The following is a 23575-nucleotide window of genomic DNA, read 5'->3' as shown; positions in this document are numbered from 1 at the left end:
GTGACCGACATGAACGATTCCCGCAAGCCCGAGGCCGAACCGACCACCCACTTCGGTTATCAGACCGTGCCCGAGAGCGAGAAGGCGAAGAAGGTCGCCGAGGTGTTCCACTCCGTGGCCGCCAAGTACGACCTGATGAACGACCTGATGTCCGGCGGCGTGCATCGCCTGTGGAAGCGTTTCACCATCGAGCTGTCCGGCGCGCGCCCGGGCAACCGCGTGCTGGATATCGCCGGCGGCACGGGCGACCTGACCCATCAGTTCTCGCGCATCGTCGGCCCAACCGGCGAAGTGGTGCTGGCCGACATCAACGCCTCGATGCTCATGGTCGGCCGCGACAAGCTGCTGGACAGCGGCGTGGCCGGTAACGTCAGCTTCGTGCAGGCCGATGCCGAGGCGCTGCCCTTCCCGGACAACTACTTCGATGTGGTGACCATCGCCTTCGGCCTGCGCAACGTCACCCACAAGGACGCCGCCATCCGCTCCATGCTGCGGGTGCTCAAGCCGGGCGGCCGCCTGCTGGTGCTGGAGTTCTCCAAGCCCACCAACCCGCTGTTCGGCAAGGTCTACGACCTGTATTCCTTCACCGCCCTGCCGCTGTTCGGCAAGCTGATCACCCAGGATTCCGAGAGCTACCGCTACCTGGCCGAATCGATCCGCATGCACCCCGATCAGGAAACCCTCAAGGGCATGATGCAGGAGGCCGGTTTCGAGCGGGTCACCTACCACAACATGACCGGCGGCATCGTCGCCCTGCACCGCGGCATCAAGCCCTGATGCTGAGCACCGCCCTGCTCGCCGCCGTCGAGCGCGGCCTGAATCCGCTGCTGGCGCTGGATGCTGTGGCGCTGACCCGGCTGGCGCGCCTGGAAGGCAAGGTGCTGGCCATCGACTGCCCGGCGCCGGCGCTGCGGATCCACCTGCTGCCCGGTGCCAACGGCCTGCGCCTGGCCAGCCACTGGGAAGCACCCGCCGACTGCACCCTGCGCGCTCCAGCCAGCGAGCTGCTGCGCCTGGCCGTGAGTCGCGACAAGGTCGCCGTGCTGCACGGCCCGCAGGTGGAGCTGGACGGTGACGCCAGCGCACTCACCGAGCTGGCGGACATCCTGCAATCCCTGGAACTGGACTGGGAGTACCAGCTCGGCCGCTGGGTCGGCCCGCTGGGGGCTGCCCTGCTGGGCGGCCGCCTGCGCAGCGCCGCCGGCTGGGCCGGCGACAGCCTGGGCAGCCTGCGCCAGGACCTGGCCGACTACCTGACCGAGGAAGCCCGCAGCCTGGTGGGCAACCGCGAGGCGGAGGCCCGCTTCGCCGAACTCGACCAGATGAAAATGGCCCTCGACCGTCTTGAGGCCCGGGTCGAACGCCTGAGCCGAGGAAACCGGACTTCATGAAGCTGTTCGCCGCCCTGCGCCGCCTGCTGCGCATCCTGCTGGTCGTCATCCGCTATCGCCTCGACGACCTGCTGTACGCCCTGCCGCTGCCCTGGTGGCTGGCCGCTACCCGCTACGCCTTGCCCTGGCGCTGGCTGCCGCGCCGGCGCAGCGACTTCTCGCGCGGTGCGCGGCTGCGCCTGGCGCTGCAGGACCTGGGCCCGGTGTTCATCAAGTTCGGGCAGATTCTCTCCACCCGCCGCGACCTGCTACCCGAGGACATCGCCGACGAACTGGCGCTGCTGCAGGACCAGGTGCCGCCGTTCGAGCCGGCCAGGGCCGTGGCTCTGATCGAGGAACAGTTGGGCGCGCCCATTGCCAAGGTGTTCGCCAGCTTCGAGCAGCAGCCGCTGGCCTCGGCCTCGGTCGCCCAGGTGCACGCCGCGCGCCTGCACAGCGGCGAAGACGTGGTGGTCAAGGTGATCCGCCCGGGGCTGCGGCCGATCATCGCCCAGGACCTGGCCTGGCTGTTCCTGCTCGCACGTATCGCCGAAGGCGTGTCCAGCGAGGCGCGTCGCCTGCACCCGGTGGAAGTGGTCAGCGACTACGAGAAGGTCATCTACGACGAGCTCGACCTGCTGCGCGAAGCGGCCAACGCCAGCCAGCTCAAGCGCAACTTCGAAGGCTCGCCGCTGATCTACGTGCCGCAGATCCACTGGGACTACTGCCGGCCCAAGGTGCTGGTCATGGAGCGCATCTACGGCGTGCCGGTGACCGACATCGCCGCCCTGCGCGCGCAGAACACCGACATGAAGCTGCTGGCCGAACGCGGCGTGGAGATTTTCTTCACCCAGGTGTTCCGCGACAGCTTCTTCCACGCCGACATGCACCCGGGCAACATCTTCGTCAGCACCCGGCAGCCGCGCAATCCGCAGTACATCGCCATCGACTGCGGCATCGTCGGCAGCCTGACCCCAGAGGACCAGGACTACCTGGCACGCAACCTGGTGGCCTTCTTCAAGCGCGACTACCGCAAGGTGGCGCAGTTGCACATCGACTCCGGCTGGGTGCCGGCCGACACCAAGGTGAACGAGTTCGAGGCGGCGATCCGCACCGTGTGCGAGCCGATCTTCGAGAAGCCGCTCAAGGACATTTCCTTCGGCCAGCTGCTGCTGCGCCTGTTCCAGACCGCCCGGCGCTTCAACATGGAAATCCAGCCGCAGCTGGTGCTGCTGCAGAAGACCTTGCTGAACATCGAGGGCCTCGGCCGCCAGTTGTACCCTGACCTGGACCTGTGGACCACCGCCAAGCCGTTCCTGGAGCGCTGGATGCGCGAGCGCATGAGCCCGCTGAACCTGGCCATGCAGGCCAAGTCGCAGCTCGAACAGCTGCCGCACCTGGCCAACATGACCCGCGACCTGCTGGAGCGCCTGTCGCGCCCGCACCTGAACGATCCGCCCGAGCCCTGGCGGCGTCGCGACAGCTGGGTGCTGCGCCTGACCGGCGCCGCATTGTTGGTAGGTGGCGCGCTTTTTGCTGTAGCTAACAGCCAGACCCTGGACAACCTGGAGGCCTGGCCGATCTGGTTGATGGCGACCGCCGGCCTTTATCTGATCATCCGCCGATAGCCAGCAGCGCGCTGGCGGTGGCACACTCAACACCCGGTCGGACCACCGGCCTCACCGAAAGCAGTAGCGAACACGCAATGACCGATTGGCTGGAAGAGATCAACTGGAACGACGACGGCCTGGTGCCGGCGATCGCCCAGGACCACACGACGGGCCGCATCCTGATGATGGCCTGGATGAATCGCGAGTCCCTGCGCCTGAGCGTTCAGGAAGGTCGTGCCATCTACTGGTCCCGGTCGCGCGGCAAGCTGTGGCGCAAGGGTGAGGAATCGGGTCACGTGCAGAAGCTGCACGAGCTGCGCCTGGACTGCGACGCCGACGTGCTCGTGCTGCAGGTGGAGCAGCTGGGCGGCATCGCCTGCCACACCGGCCGGGAAAGCTGCTTCTACCGCGTCTATCGCGACGGCGCCTGGCACACGGTGGACGCCCAGTTGAAGAACCCCGACGCCATCTATCACAAGGCACACAGCCATGAGTGACACCCTGAACCGTCTGGCCGAGGTGCTGGAGTCGCGCAAGAACGCGGCGCCTGACAGCTCCTATGTGGCCAGCCTGTACCACAAGGGCCTGAACAAGATTCTGGAAAAGGTCGGCGAGGAGTCGGTGGAAACCATCCTGGCCGCCAAGGACGCCGCGCAGAGTGGCGACTGCAGCGATGTGATCTACGAGACCGCCGACCTGTGGTTCCACAGCCTGGTGATGCTTGCCGCCCTCGGCCAGCACCCTCAGGCGGTACTCGACGAACTGGAGCGCCGTTTCGGCCTCTCCGGGCACGCGGAAAAGGCCGCGCGCCCGCAATCCTGACATTAACTTGGGAGATTCCATCATGGGATTCGGCGGCATCAGCATCTGGCAACTGCTCATCATCCTGCTCATCGTCGTCATGCTGTTCGGCACCAAGCGCCTGAAGAGCCTCGGTTCCGACCTGGGTGACGCGATCAAGGGCTTCCGCAAATCGGTGGGCGCTGACGAAGAAAAGGCCAGCGAAGAGCAGAAGCACAACCAGCAGGTTCCGAACCAGCAGGCACAACAGGGCACCGTCATCAATGGCGAAGCCCGCAAGGTCGAAGACCCGGTCAAGAAAGACTAAGCCCCAGCCAAGGTCCGCTCATGTTCGATATCGGCTTCAGCGAACTGCTACTGGTCGGCCTTGTGGCCCTGCTGGTGCTCGGCCCCGAGCGCCTGCCGGGAGCCGCGCGCACTGCCGGGCTGTGGATCGGGCGTATCAAGCGCAGCTTCCTGTCCATCAAGACGGAAGTGGAGCGTGAGATCGGCGCCGACGAGATTCGTCGCCAGCTGCATAACGAGAACATTCTCGATATGGAGCGCAAGATGAAGGAAAACCTGGGCCTGCAACCGGCGGACAAGCCTGCCGACACGCCTGCGGCGCCCGCCGCCGAGGCGACGGCAGCCGCTGGGCCCCAGCCGACCCCGGTGGCGCCCACCGAGCCGGCGCCGACCGGCACCTCCGCCTCCACCACCCCGGACAAACCGCAGCAATCATGAGTACGCGCCAACCCGGCGACCAGGAAATGCCGCTGGTCTCGCACCTCACCGAACTGCGCACGCGCCTGCTGCGCTGCGTGATCGCCGTGCTGGTGATCTTCGTCAGCCTGTTCTACTTCGCCCAGGACATCTACGCGCTGGTGGCCGCGCCGCTGCGCGCCTACCTGCCTGAGGGCGCGACGATGATCGCCACCGGGGTGGCCTCGCCGTTCCTCACGCCGTTCAAGCTGACCCTGGTGGTGTCGCTGTTCCTGGGCATGCCGGTGGTGCTGCAACAGGCCTGGGGCTTCATCGCGCCGGGCCTGTATACCCACGAGAAACGCATCGCCGTGCCGCTGCTGGTGTCCAGCATCCTGCTGTTCTACGCCGGCATGGCCTTCGCCTACTTCGTGGTGTTCCCGATCATGTTCGGCTTCTTCGCCAGCGTGACCCCGGAAGGGGTGGCGATGATGACCGACATCGGCCAGTACCTGGATTTCGTGCTCACGCTGTTCTTCGCCTTCGGCGTGGCCTTCGAGATTCCCATCGCCACCTTCCTGCTCATCTGGGTCGGCATCGTCGACGTGGCGACCCTGCGCAAGAGCCGGCCGTACGTGGTGGTCGGCTGCTTCGCGGTGGGCATGCTGCTCACGCCGCCGGACGTGTTCTCGCAGACCCTGCTGGCCGTGCCGATGTGGCTGCTGTTTGAAGTGGGCGTGTTCTTCGGCGCAATGGTCCGTCGCCAGAAGGAGCAGGCCGAAGAGGAGAGCGAAACCTCGACCGAGGTCGAAACGACCGAGCACAACGATCAGCCACCCAGCGCTCAGCCGTGAACCTGCTGCTGCTCGAAGAGGCCGACTTCATTGCCGCCGACCGTGTGATCCTGCGCGATCGGCGGCTGGTCCACCTGCATGAAGTCCACCGCGCCGACGAAGGCGACAGCCTGCGCGTCGGCCGCCTGGCGGGCCTGATGGGCAAAGGTCGCATCCTGCGTCTTGGTCCGCAGGAAGCCGAGCTGCAGGTGACCTTCGACCAGCCGCCGCCACCCAAGCTGCCCATCACCCTGCTGCTCGCCCTGCCCCGCCCGAAGATGCTCAAGCGCACCCTGCAGACCGTGGCCACCCTGGGCGTGGCGCGGCTGGTGTTGCTCAACAGCTACCGGGTGGAGAAAAGCTTCTGGCAGACGCCGTTCCTGGAGCCTGCGGCGATCCGCGAACAGCTGATCCTAGGCCTGGAACAGGCCCGCGACACCGTGTTGCCCGAAGTCAGCATCGAAAAGCGCTTCAAGCCGTTCGTGGAAGACCGCCTGCCAGCCCTGGCGGACGGCACCCTCGGCCTGGTCGGCCACCCCGGCGACTTCCCCGCCTGCCCGCGCGGCCTGCCCCTGGATCAGCCGGTGACCCTGGCCATCGGCCCGGAAGGCGGCTGGATTCCTTACGAGGTGGACAAGCTGCGCGAGGCCGGCCTGCAGCCGGTGCAGCTGGGCGAACGCATCCTGCGCGTGGAAACCGCCGTCACCGCGCTGCTGGCGCGGTTGTATTAAGCACGGCGCCTGACCGCCAGGGATGTAGGGTGGATCGCGCTTCATCGATCCACCGAGCGGGACCACGGTGGATGTGAAATACGACATCCACCCTACGCGGCCGCGATCAGCGCCTTTCTGGCCGCCGTTCCGCCCGTGCAACCCGTCAGGTTTCCAGCAGGAAGGTCACCGGCCCGTCGTTGATCAGGTGCACCTGCATGTCGGCGCCGAAGCGGCCGCTGGCCACCTGGCCGTGGCGGGCGCGAGCCTTGGCCAGCAGGTCATCGAACAGCTGCTCGCCCAGCGCCGGCGGCGCGGCGGTGGAGAAGCTCGGGCGCAGGCCGCTCTTGGTGTCCGCCGCCAGGGTGAACTGCGAGACCAGCAGCAGCCCGCCGTCCACATCCGTCAGCGAGCGGTTCATCTTGCCGTCGGCATCGGCGAACACCCGGTAGTTGAGCAGCTTGTGCAGCAGCTTGTCGGCGCTGGCCGGAGTGTCGTGCGGCTCGACGCCGACCAGCGCCAGCAGTCCCTGGTCGATGGCGCCGACCACCTCGCCGGCCACTTCCACCCGCGCGGCGCGCACCCGCTGGATCAGGGCCTTCATGCGTCACCGCCGTTGGGCAGGCGCAGCAGGCGGCGGGCCATGGCGTCGGTGGCGCGCACCAGCGCATCGACGATGCCCGGCTCGCCCGCCGAATGGCCGGCGTCGCGGATGATCTGCAGCTCGCTGTTCGGCCAGGCCTGGTGCAGCGCCCAGGCGTTGTCCAGCGGGCAGATCACGTCGTAGCGGCCGTGCACGATGATCCCCGGCAGGTGGGCGATGCGTTCCATGTCACGCAGCAGCTGGTTGGGCTCCAGGAAGGCATCGTTGACGAAGTAGTGGCATTCGATGCGGGCGATGGACAGCGCGCGCTCGTGGAAACGTTCCACCACCTCGTGGTTGGGACGCAGCGTGGCGGTGCGCCCTTCCCAGCCGGCCCAGGCCTTGGCGGCCTGCATCTGGGCGATCTGGTCCTCGCCGGTCAGGCGGCGGTAGTAGGCCTGCATCAGCTCGCCGCGCTCGGCCGGCGGGATCGGCGCCAGGTAATCCTGCCAGTAGTCCGGGAACAGGCGGCTGGCGCCTTCCTGATAGAACCAGTGAAACTCCTGCGGACGGCACAGGAAGATGCCGCGCAACACCAGCCCCAGCACCCGATCCGGGTGTTTCTGCGCATAGGCCAGCGCCAGGGTCGAACCCCAGGAGCCGCCGAACAGCAGCCACTTGTCGATGCCCAGCTGTTCGCGGATGCGCTCCATGTCCTCCACCAGGTGCCAGGTGCTGTTGTTCTCCAGGCTGGCGAACGGCGTGGAGCGGCCGCAGCCGCGCTGGTCGAAGGTGACGATGCGGTACAGGGTCGGATCGAAGTAGCAGCGCGAACTGGCATCGCAGCCAGCGCCGGGCCCGCCGTGCACGAACAGCGCCGGCAGGCCGTCCGGCGTGCCGCTCTCCTCGACGTGCAGGGTGTGGGTGTCATCGACCGCCAGCGCATGGCAGGCGTAGGGCTTGATGTCCGGGTAGAGGGGTTGCATGGGTTGCTCCCGAGGCGTGGCTGCGGATCACGGGATGATAGCGAGGAAACGTCAGCGCAGTCCCTTGCCGGAGAACAGCAGCACCTGGTCGCCGGCGAACTGCACGCTCACGTAGCGCTCGCTGTCGCCCCAGGTGCAGCTGGACAGGCCCAGCGCGCCGGAACACTGCGTCGGCTTGCCCAGCAGCGCCTCGACCTCGGCCCGCGGCATACCGGCTTCGAGCCGGGCGTAGTTTTCCTGGGTCAGCTTGCTGCAGGCGGCCAGCAGCAGGCACAGCGGCAGGATGGCGAGACGTGACAACATGGCGCAGCTCCTCGATAAAACGATGGACGGCAGCCTAACGGGAAAGCCCGCGAGCGGCGAGCCTGGGGAGGTGGCGCGGCGATGAAGGGTCGCGCTCAGAACGACGAACCGGGCTCGGCGAGAAAGGCCCGCTCGGCGCCGCTACTCGGCCGACCGAGGGCGGCGTTGCGGTGCGGAAAGCGCCCAAAGCGGGCAATCACCCGGCGATGCGCCTCGGCGTAGTCGTGGAAGGACTGGAAGGCCGCGCGGTCGGCGCCAGCCTGACGCGCCAGCAGCTCGGCGAAGGCCGCCACGGCGCGCTCCTGGCGGAGCAGGTCTTCGGCATGCTCCAGCACCAGGTAGCAGAACACCCGTTCCAGGTCGGACAGCTGGCGATCCCAGCCCTGGCGCAGCCCGACATCGAGCAGCGCCTGGGCCCGGGCATCACCGGCAAACGCGGCGGGCGTGCCCCGGTGAATCATGCGGGTCAGCTGGTCCAGGCAGATCAGCTCGGCCAGCCAGCCGTGCGGCTCCGTTGCCCAGTGCAGCTCGCCGCACAGGGCCTGCTCGACCGACCCGCCGAAGCGCTCGCGCGCCTCGGCATCCTGCTCGGGGCGGTAGCCAAACCACAACCCGTTCTGGCGCGCCGCCCGTTCGCCCGGCGCGGCGGGGGCGCCGAACCACCAGTCGAGCAGCGGCTGCCAGGGTTGCATGGCGTCAGGCCTGGTTGTGGTAGGCGGTGATGCGCTCGACCTCTTCCTTCGAGCCGAGGAACACCGCCACGCGCTGGTGCAGGGAGTCGGGCTGGATGTCGAGGATGCGCTGGGTACCGTTGGTGGCGGCACCGCCGGCCTGCTCGATGATCATCGACATCGGGTTGGCTTCGTACATCAGGCGCAGCTTGCCGGGCTTTTCCGGCTCGCGGGCGTCGCGCGGGTACATGAAGATGCCGCCACGGGTGAGGATGCGGTGCACGTCGGCCACCATCGAGGCGATCCAGCGCATGTTGTAGTTCTTGCCCAGCGGGCCTTCCTTGCCGGCCAGCAGTTCGCTGACGTAGCGCTTGACCGGGGCTTCCCAGTGGCGCTGGTTGGACATGTTGATGGCGAACTCGGCGGTCTGTTCCGGCACGCGGATGTTGTCGTGGGTCAGCACCCAGTTGCCCATGTGCGGGTCGAGGGTGAAGCCCTTCACGCCGTTGCCCAGGGTCAGCACCAGCATGGTCTGCGGGCCGTAGATGGCGTAGCCGGCGCACACCTGCTCGGTGCCCTTCTGCAGGAAGGCCTCCTCGGACAGATCGCCCTTGCCGTTGTGGCCGTTCGGGCAGCGCAGCACCGAGAAGATGGTGCCCACCGAGACGTTCACGTCGATGTTCGAGGAGCCGTCCAGCGGGTCGAACACCAGCAGGTAGGCGCCCTTCGGGTACTTGCCGGGAATCTGGTAGGCCTGCTCCATTTCCTCGGAGGCCATGCCGGCCAGGTGGCCGCCCCACTCGTTGGCTTCCAGGAGGATGTCGTTGGACAGCACGTCCAGCTTCTTCTGCACTTCGCCCTGCACGTTCTCGGTGCCCATGCTGCCCAGCACCCCGCCCAGCGCGCCCAGCGACACCTCGTGGCTGATCTGCCGGCAGGCGCGTGCCACCACTTCGATCAGGAAACGCAGGTCGGCCGGGGTGTTGAAGTTGCGAGTCTGCTCGATCAGGTAGCGACTCAGGGTGATGCTGGACATGAAGGGGCTCCGGGAGGGCGAGAGTTAAAGTGCAGCATTTTAGCCTGTGTTGCCCCCCCAGCGCCCACCGTGCGCACGCCTTTTCTCAGTCCTGCTGTCGCAGGCGGATGCGCTTGCCGGGTCGCACGCTCACCTCAGGCGCCTGCCCATCGCGCTGCGCACCCATGCGCGCCTGCACCAATAGCGCGGGAATCAGCCGCCCCTCCGGCACCTGCTGCCACAGGCGCTGCGGCAGGTGCTGGCGCAGCGCCTGCGGATTCACCCGTGTGGGGTTGAAGGTGCTGCGGTAGTAGGCCAGCCACAGTGCCTGCCCCTCGGGGTCGGGCGTGCGCGCCAGCGTTTGCCATTCGTCCGGCGCCTCGGCGCGGTAGTCGAAGCGCTCGCCGTCGTACCACACGCCGTCGCGCGGCGTGGCGATCAGCCAGCTGTGCCGACCCATGCGTTCGGCGAAATGCCCGCAGGCGACGTCCAGCACCTCGTGCTCCGGCTCGAACCAGGCCACGTAGTCGGGCAGGCCCGCGCCGCCCAGCGGCACGAAACGCAGCAGCGCATGCAGCTGATGAATCTCCCGGCCCACCGCCTTGATGCGCAGGTGCAGCTCGCTGCCGTCCGGGTCGCCCGGCAGCGCGGCGGCCGCATCGCCCTGCGCCACGCGCCAGAGGATGCGATAGAGCAACGCCCAGCGCTCCGCCACCCGAAAGCGCGCGGCCCGTTCGAGCAGTTCCAGCACCTGGCGCGGCACGGTGACCTGCGACCCGGGCGCGTAGCGGGCCAGCGCCTCCTCGGCGAACAGGTCGGCCGGCATCAACTCGTCGCGCCAGTTGACCAACGCTGGCGGCACGCCCTCGTGCAGCAGCGTGCGCGCCTTGTCGCGCCAGTCGGCGAAGCCGCCATCAACCCGTACGCAGCGCATCACCAGAGCGCCATCTGCTGTGCCGGCCGCTCGGCCAGTTGCTGGCGCAGGCGCAGGGACTCGCTGCTGTCCTGCCGCGGGCGGTAGTCGGCGGTGACGATGAACGGGCCGGCCTTGTCCAGCGCGCAGCGCAGCCGGCGCAGGTCCTCGTAGCGGATCTTGCGCTGGCGGCGCAGCTGCTCGATACGCTGCGCGCTGAGCACGCCGATGCCTGGCACGCGGGCGATCAGGCTCGGCTCGGCGCGGTTGAGATCGACCGGGAACTGCTCGCGATGCTCCAGCGCCCAGGCCAGCTTGGGGTCGATGTCCAGCGCCAGGTTGCCCGGCTTGCCGAGCAGCTCCTCGGCGCGAAAGCCGTAGCCACGCATCAGGAAGTCCGCCTGGTACAGCCGGTGCTCGCGCAGCAGCGGCGGCGCCGCCTGCGGCACCGTGGCCGGGCTGTGGGGAATCGGACTGAAGGCCGAGTAGTAGACGCGCTTGAGGCGAAAGCGCCGGTACAGCGATTGCGAGGTGTGCAGGATGCGGTGGTCGTCGCTGTCGTCGGCGCCGACGATCATCTGCGTGCTCTGCCCGGCCGGCGCGAACGCCGGTGCCCGCGCCTCGCCTTCCACCGCCTGCTGGCGATAACGGATGGTGCCCATGGCGCGCTGGATGCCGGCGACGGTCTTTTCCGGCGCCAGGCGCACCAGGCTGGCATCGCTGGGCAGCTCGATGTTCACGCTCAGCCGGTCGGCATACTGGCCGGCCTGCTCGATCAGCGCCGGGTCGGCGTCGGGAATGGTCTTCAGGTGGATGTAGCCACGAAATTCATGCACTTCACGCAACAGGCGCGCCACTTCCACCAGCTGCTCCATGGTGTAGTCCGCCGAGCGGATGATCCCCGAGCTGAGGAACAGCCCGCTGACGCAATTGCGCCGATACAGGTCCAGCGTCAGCGCCACCACCTCCTCGGGGCTGAAGCGCGCGCGCGGCACGTCGCTGGAGCGGCGGTTGACGCAGTACTGGCAGTCGTACAGGCAGAAGTTGGTGAGCAGGATCTTCAGCAGCGACACGCAGCGACCATCCGGCGTGAAGCTGTGGCAGATGCCCGGACCGGCGGCACCGAGGCCCGACTGCCCCTTCGAACCGCGCCGGGGCGCGCCGCTACTGGCGCAGGACACATCGTACTTGGCGGCATCGGCGAGGATGCTCAGCTTGTCGATGAGTTGCACGATGGGCTCTCCACGAATACTGTATATGCAAACAGTATACGAAGCGCCGGCCACGCCGCCAGCCCCCGATCAAGGAAACCCCATGCAAGCACCCCACCTGTCCATCGCCGCCGCCCTGATCTACAACGCCCGGCACCAGCTGTTGCTGGTGCGCAAGGCCGGCACCACGGCCTTCATGCAGGCCGGTGGCAAGCTGGAGGCGGATGAGCGCCCGGTCGACACCCTGTGCCGCGAACTGCACGAAGAGCTCGGCCTGCGGATCGATGCGGCGCAGGCCACCTACCTGGGCAACTTCAGCGCCCCGGCAGCCAACGAGCCCGGCCTGGAGGTGGTCGCCGAACTGTTCGCCCTGCCCCTCGACCAGACCATCACCGCCCGCGCCGAAATCGCCGAGGCGCGCTGGGTTGACCTGCACGACGCCGAACAGCTGCCGCTGGCGCCCCTGACCCGCGACCAGGTGCTGCCGCTGGCGCGGCAGCTGTTGGCGGCACGTTGAATGCCATGCCAACTCCCTTGCGGCCCACGGTTGATGCGCATAGCCTGTGCGCATCAAATACCGTGGAGATGGCACGCATGAGTTCCCTATTCGATACGCAGGCCACAAAGAAGCCCACCAATGTCAGCATCAACAGCGATCTGCTCGCCAAGGCCAGGGCGTTGAAGATCAATCTTTCCGCAACGCTCGAAGCGGCTCTGGAAGAACAGGTGAGCGCCAAACAGCGCGAAGCGTGGAAACGAGACAACCAGGCCGCCATCGAGGCCTATAACCGGATGGTCGAGGCTCAGGGAACCTTCGGCGACAGCTTGAGAGGATTCTGATGGCCCAGTTCAAGGTTTATGAAAATCCGAACGATGCCACCCGCCAGACCTACCCGTACCTCCTGGATATCCAGTCCAACCTGCTGGACGAACTCCGGACCACGGTCGTGATTCCGCTCAGTCCCGCACGCATTGCCGGAACGGCAACCCTGACGAAGCTCTGCCCAACAGTCGAAATCGAAGGCGAGGCGTTCCTTGCCGTTACTCAGCAAATCGCTGGGATCGACAGGAAACATATGGGAAGAGAGGTCTGTGACTTGGCACCACAGCGAGCCGAGATCATTGCCGCGATGGATTTCCTGGTCTCGGGAATCTGAACCACGAACCGCCGCTCTGACGCACCTGCCTAAATCTGCAAATGCCGTCTGGTTGTCACTTTCGCCTGGGTGAAGCCAGAGGGTGTATTGCATGGGATCTTGTGGCGGTGGCTGGTTGTCCGGGTCCGCGCAATAAGCTCCCAGCTCGGCATTGGCCCCACAAATAAATCTGTCCCTTTTATTAACACCGCCAGGGTCAACACCGGGCCTTCCTCACCGGCCACCTGCTGCACCATGGTTGCCTCCCGGTATCACTGTGGATAGGGGGCGCGCAGCAGCTCGGTGAGGTGCTCGATTTGCCGCCAAAGGGCGGGGTCTGCGGGCTCAGGCTCGGCCTGCGCCGAGGCGAATGGACCGATCAACGTCAACCAAAGACCTGCCAAGAAGGCTAACGACCGGATAGCACCATGACTCGTCATATACAGCTCCAGGAGAGGTAACCGGAAAACCAAGGAAGGCGTTGCAAAACGGCTCCTCGAACCGCGCCAGTGCCGGGTCGTCTGGAATCAATAGCGGACCCGCCGCTCGACAAACCGATAGTCCTCCTGGCACTCCGCCGTTGGTCCCCGCGCCAAGTTGATGTACTCAATGGTATCCGCGTCGATCAGGCGGTAGTCGTACTCATCCGGCACCTTGACGCCCTTCGGCATCAGCCGGCTCTTGCCATTCATGGCCATCCAGAACCCGGTCTGCACCAGGATCTGCCGGCTCATTTCGGCGTCGGAATAGAAGACGATTTCGTATCGGGCATCGGGGTGAAAGGTGGACTGCCAGGCCAGGAACTCACAGGAAGTATCCGAACCGCGCATCCCACGCCAGGTGCCCACGATGCGCTGATCCAGATCGGCGATCATCCGGTCGATACCCGCGAGGGAGTCGCGCATGACCTGCAACGGCGACGGCGCAAACAACCCGGTGGAACAGCCTTCGGCCTCGGCCAGCTTCATGGCTTGCTCATAGCCCACCTGAGCATCACGCAACACCAAGGTCAATGTGCCCTTTTCCGGCTGGTAGTCGCGGAACTTCTCCATGATGCTTTCCATGAGTAACAGACGGACCTCAGCGCCTCTGCGGTCCAGCGAGTACCCATAGTGGTTGAAGTACGCATTCCTGGTGAGCTTATGAAGCTCGACGGTGCGCTGCTGGTACGCCTCGCAGAGCAATGGGTTGGGCTCGGCAGGCGGCGGCGCGCTGGCGCACCCCACAAGCCCTATCGTCACAAGCAGAACCAGTCCTTTGAACCAGCCAGACATCATTTCCTCCCACAGCGAGCAACAACGGGGCTCGCATTGTCTGGCAGGGGATAACGAAATGCCATCACTGCCCTTGATTAGCGTTTGGCTATGAGAGGTGCCCCCGGAAGAGGCCAGCGCCCGACCCCGCGCGGCGCCCTACGATCCGAACGCCATCCGGTAGGGCCGCGCGATAGCCTCGCGCACCTGCCCCAGAGAGAATACGCGTCCGAACTCGGCGAACTTGCGCCCATCGAACCAGACCTGCACCACGGGCAACGCGAACACCCCCTCTTGCGCGCAAAGCGCCGAGGCCTGCCCCTGACAGTCCAGGTAGTAACCCCCGAGCGCGGGAAACTCGTTCGCCAGCAGCGCCTCAAGCTGTGGCTTCAGCGCACGGCAAACACCACACGCCTCACCGCCGAACAGCAGCAAGGCCGCGCCCTGCTTGCACCGCTCCAGCTCGGCGGGATCGTGGATGGTCTGCATGCGTCCTCTCCTCTTTCGCTGGTTATGCCCCCTGGCGCAATGGGCTGAAAACTCCGATCCCGCGCACAGATTGGTTACGCCGTGCCGGTTGACGGCGCCCGGTTCGATTCCGCCCGGCACTGAGCGACCGCCACCCGGTTGCGCCCGCCGTCCTTGGCAGCGTACAGCTGCTCGTCGGCCAGCTTGAACACGCGGGCGATGCTGTCATCGCCATCGGGCCAGTGTGCGACGCCGATCGAGAGGGTAAGGTGGCCCACCGGCTCGATCGCTGTCCGCTCGACCAGTTGCCGCAACCGCTCGGCGATTAGCACCGCCGCCGCTTGGCTGGAGCCCGGCAGCAGGATCAGAAACTCCTCGCCGCCGCTGCGGCACAGCAGGTCCTCGCTGCGGCAGCACAGGCGCATCAGCTCGGCCAAACGTCTCAGGACCCGATCGCCCGCATCGTGACCGTAGGTGTCGTTGACCCGCTTGAAATGGTCGATATCCAACGCCAGAACCGAGAACGGTCTTTTCTCCGCCTCCCAGCGATCGACCATCCGCTCCAGCCCGCGCCGGTTGCTCAGCCCGGTGAGCGAATCGGTATGCACGTCGTGGGTCAGCCGGCCCAGGTGCTCCTGCAGCAGGCTCACGCCCACCAGCATGGCCCGCTTCAGTTCCTGGGCCTCGAAGTACCACGAGCGCACGCCTTCGATCCGCTTGGCCGTATCCGGCTCACCAATCTCGCGCGCACTGTCGGCCAGCTTCCAGAGTGGTCTGGAGATGACCCTGGCGAGCCAGAAGATCATCAGGATGGTCACCAGGGCCAGCGGCACCGTCTTCAACGCCACGCTCTTGACCAACTCGTCGAGCGGCTCCAGCGTGGGTCGCGTCGGCCGCTGGGAAATGATCCCCCAGCCGGTGCTGGGCACGATCGCATAGCCGGCCAGCATGTCCACTCCCTGGGAGTTCACCGTCCGCCGTGCGCCGTCGCCCCACTCCGGCAGCTCGTCCAGCAGCGCGTTCGCACCGACCTGCGTCCCGATCCGCTTCGCCTCCGGGTGGTACAGCAGGCGGCGCTCCTTGCCCACCACATACAGGTAGGAGCCGTCCCGGTAGAAATGCTCGCCCAGCAGGTCGTGCAGGATGCTGCCCTTCTGCAGGTAGATCGTCCCGCCGACATAGCCCCGGTATTGCCCGGACACATCGTGGATCGGATGGGAAAGGGAAATCAGCAGATTGTCGGCCGCCGAAACGTAGGCCTCGGACACCAGGGGCCGCCGCGCCTTCAGCGCCGCCACCGCCCCCTCGGACTCCAGCTGCACGCCCAGCAACTGCAGCGTCTCCGGCGAAACGCCCAGCACCCTGCCGTCCTGATCGACGACCGCGACCGAGTTGAAGCTTTTCGTCTGCAGTCGCAGGCGCCTGGCCACCTCGTCGATCTTTTGCACGTTTTCCATCTGCCCGGCCAGCTCGCCCGCCCCGTAGGCCAGCTGCCGCAGGGCATCGACCAGATGCCGCTCCGTGCTGTCCGCCAGCTTCCTGGCATAGACCTTGTTGGCCTCCAGGGAGGCGTCGATCAGCATCTGCTCCTGCACCCGATAGCTGGCGTAGAAGCTGTTCACCAACATCACCACTGTGCTGGTCAACGCAGTCAGCAGAATCAACCTACTCAGGTCGATTCGCCAGAACCCTTTCCTACTCACTGCCTACCCCAAAAGACCGCGAAAAAGAGAAGCGCGCAGCAGACCTAAAATCACCGCGGAACTCAACCAATGTCTCGTGCGACCCTTCGCGCGTTTCAGCTTCGCACAGCCTGGACCACCGGCCGCCCATCACTGCTGTCCGGCCCACTATCTTCACGTCGCCCAACAAAAAACCCCACCCGGCCAAACGCCAAGCGGGGTTTTCTTTATCGCGAACTAACAGCCGTGAGGCAGTACGCCTTACAGCCCCGCCGCCGCGCGCAGGGCTTCGACCTTGTCGGTCTGTTCCCAGCTGAAGGTGGTGAAGGTGTCGTTGCCGACGGTCTTCTGTTGCGGGGTGCGGCCGAAGTGGCCGTAGGCCGCGGTGGCCTGGTACATCGGGTGCAGCAGGTCGAGCATGCGGGTGATGGCGTACGGGCGCAGGTCGAACACTTCGCGCACCAGGTTGACGATGGTGGCTTCCGGCACCTTGTTGGTGCCGAAGGTGTTCAGCGAGATGGAGGTGGGCTGGGCCACGCCAATGGCGTAGGACACCTGGATCTCGCAGCGCTCGGCCAGGCCCGCGGCGACGATGTTCTTGGCCACGTAGCGGCCGGCGTAGGCGGCGCTGCGGTCGACCTTGGACGGGTCCTTGCCGGAGAAGGCGCCGCCGCCGTGGCGGGCCATGCCGCCGTAGGAGTCGACGATGATCTTGCGGCCGGTCAGGCCGCAGTCGCCCACCGGGCCGCCGATGACGAACTTGCCGGTCGGGTTGATGTGGTACTGGGTGTCCTTGTGCAGCAGCTCGGCCGGCAGGGTGTGCTTGACGATCAGCTCCATGACCGCTTCCTTCAGGTCGGCCTGGCTGATCTCCGGATTGTGCTGGGTGGACAGCACCACGGCATCGATGCCGACCACCTTGCCGTTCTCATAGCGGCAGGTGACCTGGCTCTTGGCGTCCGGGCGCAGCCACGGCAGCAGGCCGGACTTGCGCGCCTCGGCCTGGCGCTCGACCAGGCGGTGACTGAACACGATGGGCGCGGGCATCAGCACGTCGGTGTCGTTGCTGGCGTAGCCGAACATCAGGCCCTGGTCGCCGGCACCCTGGTCTTCCGGCTTGGCGCGGTCGACGCCCTGGGCGATGTCCACGGACTGCTTGCCGATGATGTTGATCACGCCGCAGGTAGCGCCGTCGAAGCCGACTTCGGAGCTGGTGTAGCCGATGTCGCAGATCACGTCGCGGACGATCTGCTCCAGGTCGACCCAGGCGCTGGTGGTCACTTCGCCGGCGACGATGGCCACACCGGTCTTCACCAGGGTTTCGCAGGCCACGCGGGCATGCTTGTCCTGGGCGATGATGGCGTCCAGCACGGCATCGGAGATCTGGTCGGCGATCTTGTCCGGGTGCCCTTCGGAGACGGATTCGGAGGTGAAAATCGAGTATTCGCTCATCGGTTCATTCCTGTGAGGGGCTTCGTGCATCCGTCCGGGCGAAATGCCGCAGCTGAATCTGAAAGCCGTTTTTCAAGCCTATGTACACGCTTTCGCCGCAGGCGAGGCCGGCGGCGGTGGCCCAACGGGCCAGGTCTTCCTGTTCGAACCCCAGCCAGACATCCCCGCAGGCGTCGCGGGCCCAGCTCTGGTCGTGGCTGCACAACTCGGTGATCAGCAAACTGCCGCCCGGCTTCACCAGGCCGGCCAGCGCTCGCAGCGCCTCGGCCGGTGCGGCAAAGTGGTGTAGCACCATGTTCATCACCACGCAGTCGGCCTGTACCAGGGGCGATGCCAGGGCATCGGCCAGGCGCAGCTCCACATTAGCCAAGCCGTCCCGCAGGCAGCGCTCGCGGGCCAGCTCGAGCATTTCCGGGCTGTTTTCCAGCGCGGTGACCCGGGCGAAGCGCCGCGCCAGTTCCGGCAGGAAGGCGCCGTCGCCGGGGCCGACTTCGATGGCACTCGCATCGCCGGCAAAACCCAGCGCGTCGATCAGCGCCAGCAGGCTGTCGCGGTACTGGCCGATGCTGGCGATCAGGTCCTGGCGCGCCTGGAAGCTGCCGGCCATGCGCGCGAAGAAGTCGCGGCTGGCCTCGGCGCGCCGGGCATGCACCTGGGCGATGCGCGCCTGTGCGTCCAGAGGCAGTTCGAGGCGGTCCACTTCTTCCAGCAACGCGCTCTGCAGCGCGCCGCCCAGTTCGCCCGCCGGCGCCAGCGCGCGGCGGTAGAAGATGGCGTTGCCTTCACGACGGGTAGCCACCAGACCAGCCTGCGCCAGCACCTTGAGGTGGTGGCTCATGCCCGACTGACCGACGGCGAAGATCTGCGCCAGCTCCAGCACGCCGAACGAATCGTTGGCCAGCGCGCGCAGGATGTTCAGCCGCAGGGCATCGCCACCGGCCTTGCACAGGGCGGCGAGGGTGTCACTGGCAGGCGTCGCGGACGCGCAAAGCGGCAGGTTCATGAGGGCGGCAGTCTAGTCGGTCACATTTTGCCGGGCAATGACCAATATCAAAATTAATTGATATTGCCTCAGGTACGCCTGCTTCCTCGGGGGCGACGGGAGGCACGACTCGAGCGCAGGGGTGGCCTTTACTTGACTTCCAGGCGCCTTGGGAACTCACCACCATGGACACCCTCCCCACGGAACAACTGGCGAGCTGGATCGCGACGGGCGAGGTGCTTGTTGCCGATGGCCGCGGCCCAAAGGTGGTCCGCTGCAGGGATGGGCTGTTACTGAAAATTCTCAGGCCGCGCCGTCACATAGCATTGGCTCGCCTGTTTCCCGCAGCCGGGCGGTTCACTCGCAACGCCGAATGCCTGTTGCGACTCGGTTTTCCGGCACCGCACGTCAGGGAAGCGTTCTGGCTGGATCGCCCACACGGGCTTAGCGGTTGCCGCTATGAACCGCTGGCCGGCCAATCGCTGGAAGAGCTGCTTGCCGAGCATCCCGAGCGCCTGGCCGCACTGATACCGGCGTTAGCCCGCTTCATACTCCAGCTGCATGCGCGGCATATCTATTTCCGCTCGCTGCACCCAGGCAACATTCTGCTGCTGGAGAGTGGGGGATTCGGACTCATCGACCTGCTCGACCTGCACCTCAAGCCGTTGCCGCTATCCGCCTGGCACATCCGCCGCAATTTCCGGCATCTGGAGCAGGCCCTGCAGCGCCGCCAACTGGCGAATTTTCCGCTGGATGCCCTGCGGTCTGAGTACGAACGGCTGCGGCGCCTATGAAGGTTTGGTTATAAGCAAAGCGCAGTTAGCTCTTTCGCGTCATCAGCGGCTTTGCCGTATCCTGCGCGCCTTTGAAAAGCCCCTCGTTGCCGCCGCCAGGCGGACAGCCTTCGACCCGCGGAATCATCATGTCGACCCGACGTCTTTCTTCGCTTGCCTTTGCCGGCATCTGCCTGCTCCTAACCGGGCCCGCCCTGGCCGAACCCACTGCGCAGGCCAGCCGCCTCGTCGCACCTCGCACCGCCCCTGCGCCGCTGCTCGACGTCAACGATCTTCGCGCAGTGCTGAGCCGGCCAGAGGTGCGTCTTCTGGACATCCGCGCACCGCAGGATTTCGCCGCAGGCCACATTCCCGGCGCGGTGAACACGCCCTACGGCCAGTACCGCGGCCCGGCCGACAATCCCGGCAAGCTGCCCACCGCCGAGCACCTGACCCAGGTGGTGCAACGCGCCGGCATCCGCGCCAACCAGCATGTGATCGTGATTCACGGCGGCAGCAACCACACCGACTTCGGCGCCGCCGCCCGGGTGTACTGGACGCTCAAGGTCGGCGGCCTGACTCGTCTGTCCGTGGTCGACGGCGGCCTTCGCGCCTGGAAGGAAGCCGGCGGCGAGCTGGCCACCGAGGCGCAGCAGGTCGAGCCCAGTGACTTCACCTACGTCTACGACGAGCGCCAGATCGTCACCCGCGAGCAGTTGGCGCAGACCTTAGGCAACGGTGATACGGCGCGCCTGCTGGATGCCCGTCCCGCTCCGTTCTTCAAGGGTGAGGTGAAGCCGGCCACCGCCGCCCGCTATGGCACCCTGCCGGGCGCCGACTCCTTCGACAACGCGCAATTCTTCGCCGCCGACGGCTTTCGCCTGAAGCCTCGCGCCGAGCTGCTGGCGCTGGTGCAACAGACCGGCGCCGACCAGGGCGACACCGTCTCCTTCTGCAACACCGGCCACTGGGCCGCCACCAACTGGTTCGTCATCTCCGAGATCGCCGGCAACAAGGCGGCGCGCATGTACCCGGCGTCCATGGTGGAGTGGAGCCGCAGCGAGCTGCCGATGGAGAACCAGCCGTCGCGCTTCGGCGCGCTGCTGCAGGACCTGTCCAACGCCCTCAACAAGTAATTGCGGAAGCCCTTTCCCATGCTGTCTCTCTCCCGTTTGTTATTCGTTCTCGGCGGCCTGACCGGCGCGCTGGCCGTTGCCTACGCCGCTGGGGTGCGCCAGGGCCTGCTGGTGCTGCTGGGCATCGGCTTCGGTGCCGTGCTGCAGGGCGCGCGCTTCGGCTTCACCACCGGCTGGCGCGATTTCATCGAGTCGCGCAACCCCCAGGGCCTGTGGGCGCAGATGCTGCTGCTCGGCCTCGCCGCCGCGCTGACCCTGCCGCTGATCGCCGGCAGCGGCGGCGAGCTGGTCGGCGCGGTGTCGCCGCTGACCATCAGCCTGGTCCTCGGCGCCTTCCTGTTCGGGCTGGCCATGCAGATCACCGATGGCTGCGGCTCCGGCACCCTGTACAAGGCCGGCGCCGGTGCGCCGCTGTCCTTCGCGGTGCTGCCGACCTTCATGCTTGGCAGCTTCCTGGGCGCCTCGCACCAGCCCGCGTGGATCGCCCTCGGCGGCCTGCCGGCGGTGGATCTGCTGAAGTTCGGCGTGCCGACCGCGGTGCTGGTCACCGTGGCTGGTTGTGCCGCCGTCGCGCTGGTGGCCGGTCTGATGTCCAAGCGCACGGCCGCGCCCGTCTCCGGCACCCTGAACGTGACCTGGTCGGTCGGCGCGGCTTCGGTCAGTACCCCCACGCCGCCCGCGGTCTGGGCGCGCCGCTGGTGGCTGGGCGCCCTGCTGCTCGCCGGCCTGTACGTGCTGCACCTGCTGGTCGCCGGCCAGCCGTGGGGCATCGTCTACGGCATCGGCCTGTGGGGCGCGAAGATCGCCAGCGCCATCGGCTGGAGCCCGGTCGGTGATGCCTTCTGGGGTGTCGATCCGCATGCGCTGCGCCTGGCCGAGCCGCTGCTGGCGGACGTGACCTCGGTGACCAACATCGGCCTGATCTATGGCGCGCTGGCGGCCTCGCGCTGGAACGGCACGCCGAGCATCAGCTCGCCGTCGGCCCGGCGCCTGATCATCGCCTCCATCGCCGGCCTGGTGCTGGGCTACAGCTCGCGCATGGCCTTCGGTTGCAACGTCGGTGCCTACCTGGGCGGCATCGCCTCGGCCAGCCTGCACGGCTGGGTATGGTTCGCCCTGGCCTTCATCGGCTCGATCTACGGCGTGCGCCTGCGCAAGCGCCTGGCCCAGTAAGCGGAGCGACCTGACATGAGCAAGCAAGCCTTTCTGACCTGCACCCTGCTGTTCTGGCTGGTGGCCGTGGGTCTGGTGATCCTCGACACCGTCGCCACCGCCACCGTGCGCGTGGAGCCGCCGCCATTCGCCTTCGGCAGCGGCCAGGCCGCCTCTGGCGGTCACTGCTCGGGGCGCTAGCCCCCGCCGTGGGGTGGATACGTTTTCGTGTCCACCCTTGCGCCTGTGCCGCGCCATCGACGGCCGGAAAAGCGCCGACCGTCCTACGCAAGTGCCCACCCCGACGCAGGATGGACACCGTTTTCCTTGGCCACCACTGCGTCAACACCGGGACCATCGGCGGCCAGAACAGCGCTGACCGCGCCACGCTTCCGGCTCCAGCTGTCTTCTCTCGTTGCTCCGAAGGCTGCGCTGGGCGAAAATGCCCGCCTTTTTCATGCCCCTTCGTTTCAGCCCCCGCAGGAGATTAGCGATGCCCAGCCGTCGTGAGCGAGCCAATGCCATTCGTGCCCTCAGCATGGATGCCGTGCAGAAAGCCAACAGCGGCCACCCGGGTGCCCCGATGGGCATGGCGGACATCGCCGAAGTCCTGTGGCGCGACTACCTCAAGCACAACCCGAGTAACCCGCTGTGGGCCGATCGCGACCGCTTCGTGCTGTCCAACGGCCATGGCTCGATGCTGATCTACTCGCTGCTGCACCTGACCGGCTACGACCTGTCCATCGACGACCTGAAGAACTTCCGCCAGCTGCACAGCAAGACCCCGGGCCACCCGGAGTTCGGCTACACCGCCGGCGTTGAAACCACCACCGGCCCGCTGGGCCAGGGCATCGCCAACGGTGTCGGCTTCGCGCTGGCCGAGAAGGTGCTGGCCGCGCAGTTCAACCGCCCGGGCCACAGCATCGTCGACCACCACACCTACGTGTTCCTCGGCGACGGCTGCATGATGGAAGGCATCAGCCATGAAGTCTGCTCGCTGGCCGGCACCCTGGGGCTGGGCAAGCTGATCGCCTTCTACGACGACAACGGCATTTCCATCGACGGCGAAGTGGAAGGCTGGTTCACCGACGACACTCCGAAGCGTTTCGAAGCCTACGGCTGGCAGGTGATCCGCAACGTCGACGGTCATGACGCCGACGAGATCAAGCAAGCCATCGAGACCGCGCGCAAGAACGCCGAACAGCCGACCCTGATCTGCTGCAAGACCACCATTGGCTTCGGCTCGCCCAACAAGCAGGGCAAGGAAGAGTGCCACGGCGCCCCGCTGGGCAACGACGAAATCGCCCTGACCCGCGCCGCGCTGGGCTGGAATCACGGGCCGTTCGAAATCCCTGCCGACATCTATGCCGAATGGGACGCCAAGGCCACCGGCGCCAGCCGCGAGAACGAGTGGAACCAACGTTTCGCCGCCTACGCCGCCGAGTACCCGGAACTGGCCGCCGAGCTCAAGCGCCGCATGGCCGGCAAGCTGCCCGCCGACTTCGCCGCCAAGGCCTCGGCCTACATCCGCGACGTGGCCGCCAAGGGCGAAACCATCGCCAGCCGCAAGGCCAGCCAGAACGCCCTGAACGCCTACGGCCCGCTGCTGCCGGAACTGCTCGGCGGCTCCGCCGACCTGGCCGGCTCCAACCTGACCCTGTGGAAGGGCTGCCAGTCGCTGACCCACACCGACCTGTCCGGCAACTACGTGCACTACGGCGTGCGCGAGTTCGGCATGGCCGCGATCATGAACGGCGTGGCCCTGCACGGCGGCTTCATCCCCTACGGCGCCACCTTCCTGATGTTCATGGAGTACGCCCGCAACGCGGTGCGCATGTCCGCCCTGATGAAGCA

At 66.7% G+C, this 23575-nt stretch carries 29 protein-coding genes; 17 read left to right on the top strand and 12 right to left on the bottom strand.

From position 1 onward, the window contains the following. The first annotated feature begins 9 nt into the window (after positions 1-9). Genes ubiE through AS93_RS0107305 form a run of 9 tightly spaced genes read left to right on the top strand, consistent with a single transcriptional unit; the run spans position 10 to position 6026 of the window. Positions 10-777 carry a bifunctional demethylmenaquinone methyltransferase/2-methoxy-6-polyprenyl-1,4-benzoquinol methylase UbiE gene (gene ubiE / locus AS93_RS0107345; RefSeq protein ID WP_027590017.1) on the top strand — a complete coding sequence of 256 codons (768 nt, stop codon included), beginning with the start codon at positions 10-12 and terminating at the stop codon, positions 775-777. Further along, positions 777-1391, top strand: a complete 615-nt coding sequence (locus AS93_RS0107340) for an SCP2 sterol-binding domain-containing protein (protein WP_027590016.1) — start codon at positions 777-779, stop codon at positions 1389-1391. Before ubiE ends, AS93_RS0107340 begins: the two co-directional genes overlap by 1 nt. Then, positions 1388-2998, top strand: a complete 1611-nt coding sequence (gene ubiB, locus AS93_RS0107335) for a ubiquinone biosynthesis regulatory protein kinase UbiB (protein ID WP_027590015.1) — start codon at positions 1388-1390, stop codon at positions 2996-2998. Before AS93_RS0107340 ends, ubiB begins: the two co-directional genes overlap by 4 nt. 17 nt (positions 2999-3015) lie before the next feature. After that, positions 3016-3477, top strand: a complete 462-nt coding sequence (gene hisI / locus AS93_RS0107330) for a phosphoribosyl-AMP cyclohydrolase (protein ID WP_256214717.1) — start codon at positions 3016-3018, stop codon at positions 3475-3477. Beyond that, positions 3470-3802 carry a phosphoribosyl-ATP diphosphatase gene (locus AS93_RS0107325; protein WP_027590013.1) on the top strand — a complete coding sequence of 111 codons (333 nt, stop codon included), beginning with the start codon at positions 3470-3472 and terminating at the stop codon, positions 3800-3802. Before hisI ends, AS93_RS0107325 begins: the two co-directional genes overlap by 8 nt. Positions 3803-3824: 22 nt before the next feature. Further along, positions 3825-4088, top strand: a complete 264-nt coding sequence (gene tatA / locus AS93_RS0107320; protein WP_027590012.1) for a twin-arginine translocase TatA/TatE family subunit — start codon at positions 3825-3827, stop codon at positions 4086-4088. Positions 4089-4108: 20 nt separating this feature from the next. After that, positions 4109-4504, top strand: a complete 396-nt coding sequence (gene tatB / locus AS93_RS0107315; protein ID WP_027590011.1) for a Sec-independent protein translocase protein TatB — start codon at positions 4109-4111, stop codon at positions 4502-4504. After that, a complete protein-coding gene (tatC, locus tag AS93_RS0107310) occupies positions 4501-5316 on the top strand; it encodes a twin-arginine translocase subunit TatC (protein WP_027590010.1) in 816 nt (271 codons plus the stop codon). Before tatB ends, tatC begins: the two co-directional genes overlap by 4 nt. Beyond that, positions 5313-6026 (top strand): 16S rRNA (uracil(1498)-N(3))-methyltransferase, encoded by a 714-nt coding sequence (locus tag AS93_RS0107305; protein WP_027590009.1) that lies wholly within the window; start codon positions 5313-5315, stop codon positions 6024-6026. The genes tatC and AS93_RS0107305 overlap by 4 nt, the downstream gene beginning before the upstream one ends. Positions 6027-6171: 145 nt before the next feature. On the opposite strand, the gene dtd is transcribed toward AS93_RS0107305, so the two are convergent. From dtd to AS93_RS0107270, 7 genes are all read right to left on the bottom strand, one after another. After that, positions 6172-6609: a D-aminoacyl-tRNA deacylase gene (dtd, locus tag AS93_RS0107300; protein WP_027590008.1), complete on the bottom strand. Its 438-nt coding sequence runs from the start codon at positions 6607-6609 to the stop codon at positions 6172-6174. Beyond that, on the bottom strand, positions 6606-7574 hold the full coding sequence (pip, locus tag AS93_RS0107295) for a prolyl aminopeptidase (protein ID WP_027590007.1): 969 nt from the start codon (positions 7572-7574) through the stop codon (positions 6606-6608). The genes dtd and pip overlap by 4 nt, the downstream gene beginning before the upstream one ends. A 51-nt stretch (positions 7575-7625) precedes the next feature. Then, positions 7626-7877 carry a hypothetical protein gene (locus AS93_RS0107290; RefSeq protein WP_027590006.1) on the bottom strand — a complete coding sequence of 84 codons (252 nt, stop codon included), beginning with the start codon at positions 7875-7877 and terminating at the stop codon, positions 7626-7628. Positions 7878-7972: 95 nt separating this feature from the next. Then, positions 7973-8569 carry a DUF924 family protein gene (locus AS93_RS0107285; protein ID WP_027590005.1) on the bottom strand — a complete coding sequence of 199 codons (597 nt, stop codon included), beginning with the start codon at positions 8567-8569 and terminating at the stop codon, positions 7973-7975. Positions 8570-8573: 4 nt separating this feature from the next. Beyond that, positions 8574-9584 carry a class 1 fructose-bisphosphatase gene (locus AS93_RS0107280; protein ID WP_027590004.1) on the bottom strand — a complete coding sequence of 337 codons (1011 nt, stop codon included), beginning with the start codon at positions 9582-9584 and terminating at the stop codon, positions 8574-8576. Positions 9585-9669: 85 nt separating this feature from the next. Beyond that, a complete protein-coding gene (locus tag AS93_RS0107275; RefSeq protein WP_027590003.1) occupies positions 9670-10497 on the bottom strand; it encodes a TIGR03915 family putative DNA repair protein in 828 nt (275 codons plus the stop codon). Beyond that, a complete protein-coding gene (locus tag AS93_RS0107270; RefSeq protein WP_027590002.1) occupies positions 10497-11708 on the bottom strand; it encodes a putative DNA modification/repair radical SAM protein in 1212 nt (403 codons plus the stop codon). Before AS93_RS0107270 ends, AS93_RS0107275 begins: the two co-directional genes overlap by 1 nt. An 82-nt stretch (positions 11709-11790) precedes the next feature. Between AS93_RS0107270 and AS93_RS0107265 the strand changes: the two genes are divergently transcribed. The 3 genes from AS93_RS0107265 to AS93_RS0107255 all read left to right on the top strand — a co-directional run bounded on the left by AS93_RS0107265 (position 11791) and on the right by AS93_RS0107255 (position 12844). Next, positions 11791-12204, top strand: coding sequence for an NUDIX domain-containing protein (locus AS93_RS0107265; protein WP_027590001.1), 414 nt, complete (start codon positions 11791-11793; stop codon positions 12202-12204). Positions 12205-12281: 77 nt separating this feature from the next. Continuing rightward, a complete protein-coding gene (locus AS93_RS0107260; RefSeq protein WP_027590000.1) occupies positions 12282-12527 on the top strand; it encodes a type II toxin-antitoxin system CcdA family antitoxin in 246 nt (81 codons plus the stop codon). Beyond that, positions 12527-12844: a CcdB family protein gene (locus AS93_RS0107255; RefSeq protein ID WP_027589999.1), complete on the top strand. Its 318-nt coding sequence runs from the start codon at positions 12527-12529 to the stop codon at positions 12842-12844. The genes AS93_RS0107260 and AS93_RS0107255 overlap by 1 nt, the downstream gene beginning before the upstream one ends. Positions 12845-13350: 506 nt before the next feature. Here the strand turns inward: AS93_RS0107255 and AS93_RS19910 are convergent. The 5 genes from AS93_RS19910 to AS93_RS0107225 all read right to left on the bottom strand — a co-directional run bounded on the left by AS93_RS19910 (position 13351) and on the right by AS93_RS0107225 (position 18681). After that, positions 13351-14097, bottom strand: a complete 747-nt coding sequence (locus AS93_RS19910) for a hypothetical protein (protein WP_155956118.1) — start codon at positions 14095-14097, stop codon at positions 13351-13353. A 138-nt stretch (positions 14098-14235) separates the two neighbouring features. Beyond that, positions 14236-14565, bottom strand: a complete 330-nt coding sequence (locus AS93_RS0107240; RefSeq protein WP_027589997.1) for a thioredoxin family protein — start codon at positions 14563-14565, stop codon at positions 14236-14238. A gap of 74 nt (positions 14566-14639) precedes the next feature. Further along, positions 14640-16172 (bottom strand): sensor domain-containing diguanylate cyclase, encoded by a 1533-nt coding sequence (locus AS93_RS18880; RefSeq protein WP_081798240.1) that lies wholly within the window; start codon positions 16170-16172, stop codon positions 14640-14642. 315 nt (positions 16173-16487) lie between these two features. Further along, complete coding sequence (gene metK / locus AS93_RS0107230; RefSeq protein ID WP_027589996.1) at positions 16488-17678, bottom strand: methionine adenosyltransferase; 1191 nt, start codon at positions 17676-17678, stop codon at positions 16488-16490. A gap of 4 nt (positions 17679-17682) precedes the next feature. Beyond that, complete coding sequence (locus tag AS93_RS0107225; RefSeq protein WP_027589995.1) at positions 17683-18681, bottom strand: metalloregulator ArsR/SmtB family transcription factor; 999 nt, start codon at positions 18679-18681, stop codon at positions 17683-17685. A gap of 164 nt (positions 18682-18845) precedes the next feature. Between AS93_RS0107225 and AS93_RS0107220 the strand changes: the two genes are divergently transcribed. The 5 genes from AS93_RS0107220 to tkt all read left to right on the top strand — a co-directional run. Next, positions 18846-19454 (top strand): lipopolysaccharide kinase InaA family protein, encoded by a 609-nt coding sequence (locus AS93_RS0107220; protein ID WP_027589994.1) that lies wholly within the window; start codon positions 18846-18848, stop codon positions 19452-19454. A 128-nt stretch (positions 19455-19582) separates the two neighbouring features. Then, a complete protein-coding gene (locus tag AS93_RS0107215) occupies positions 19583-20569 on the top strand; it encodes a rhodanese-like domain-containing protein (RefSeq protein ID WP_027589993.1) in 987 nt (328 codons plus the stop codon). An 18-nt stretch (positions 20570-20587) separates the two neighbouring features. Further along, positions 20588-21742, top strand: coding sequence for a YeeE/YedE thiosulfate transporter family protein (locus tag AS93_RS0107210; RefSeq protein WP_027589992.1), 1155 nt, complete (start codon positions 20588-20590; stop codon positions 21740-21742). A gap of 15 nt (positions 21743-21757) precedes the next feature. Beyond that, the gene (locus AS93_RS20930; RefSeq protein WP_169745301.1) at positions 21758-21922 is read left to right on the top strand and encodes a hypothetical protein; all 165 of its coding nucleotides are present in this window, start codon (positions 21758-21760) and stop codon (positions 21920-21922) included. A gap of 292 nt (positions 21923-22214) precedes the next feature. Then, positions 22215-23575 (top strand): transketolase (gene tkt / locus AS93_RS0107200; RefSeq protein ID WP_027589991.1); only part of this gene is annotated, 1361 nt, incomplete at its 3' end.

Origin of the sequence: Pseudomonas sp. RL (assembly GCF_000647775.1) — a bacterium.
GTDB lineage: Bacteria > Pseudomonadota > Gammaproteobacteria > Pseudomonadales > Pseudomonadaceae > Serpens > Serpens flexibilis.
This window is presented reverse-complemented; position numbering and strand designations above follow the sequence as displayed.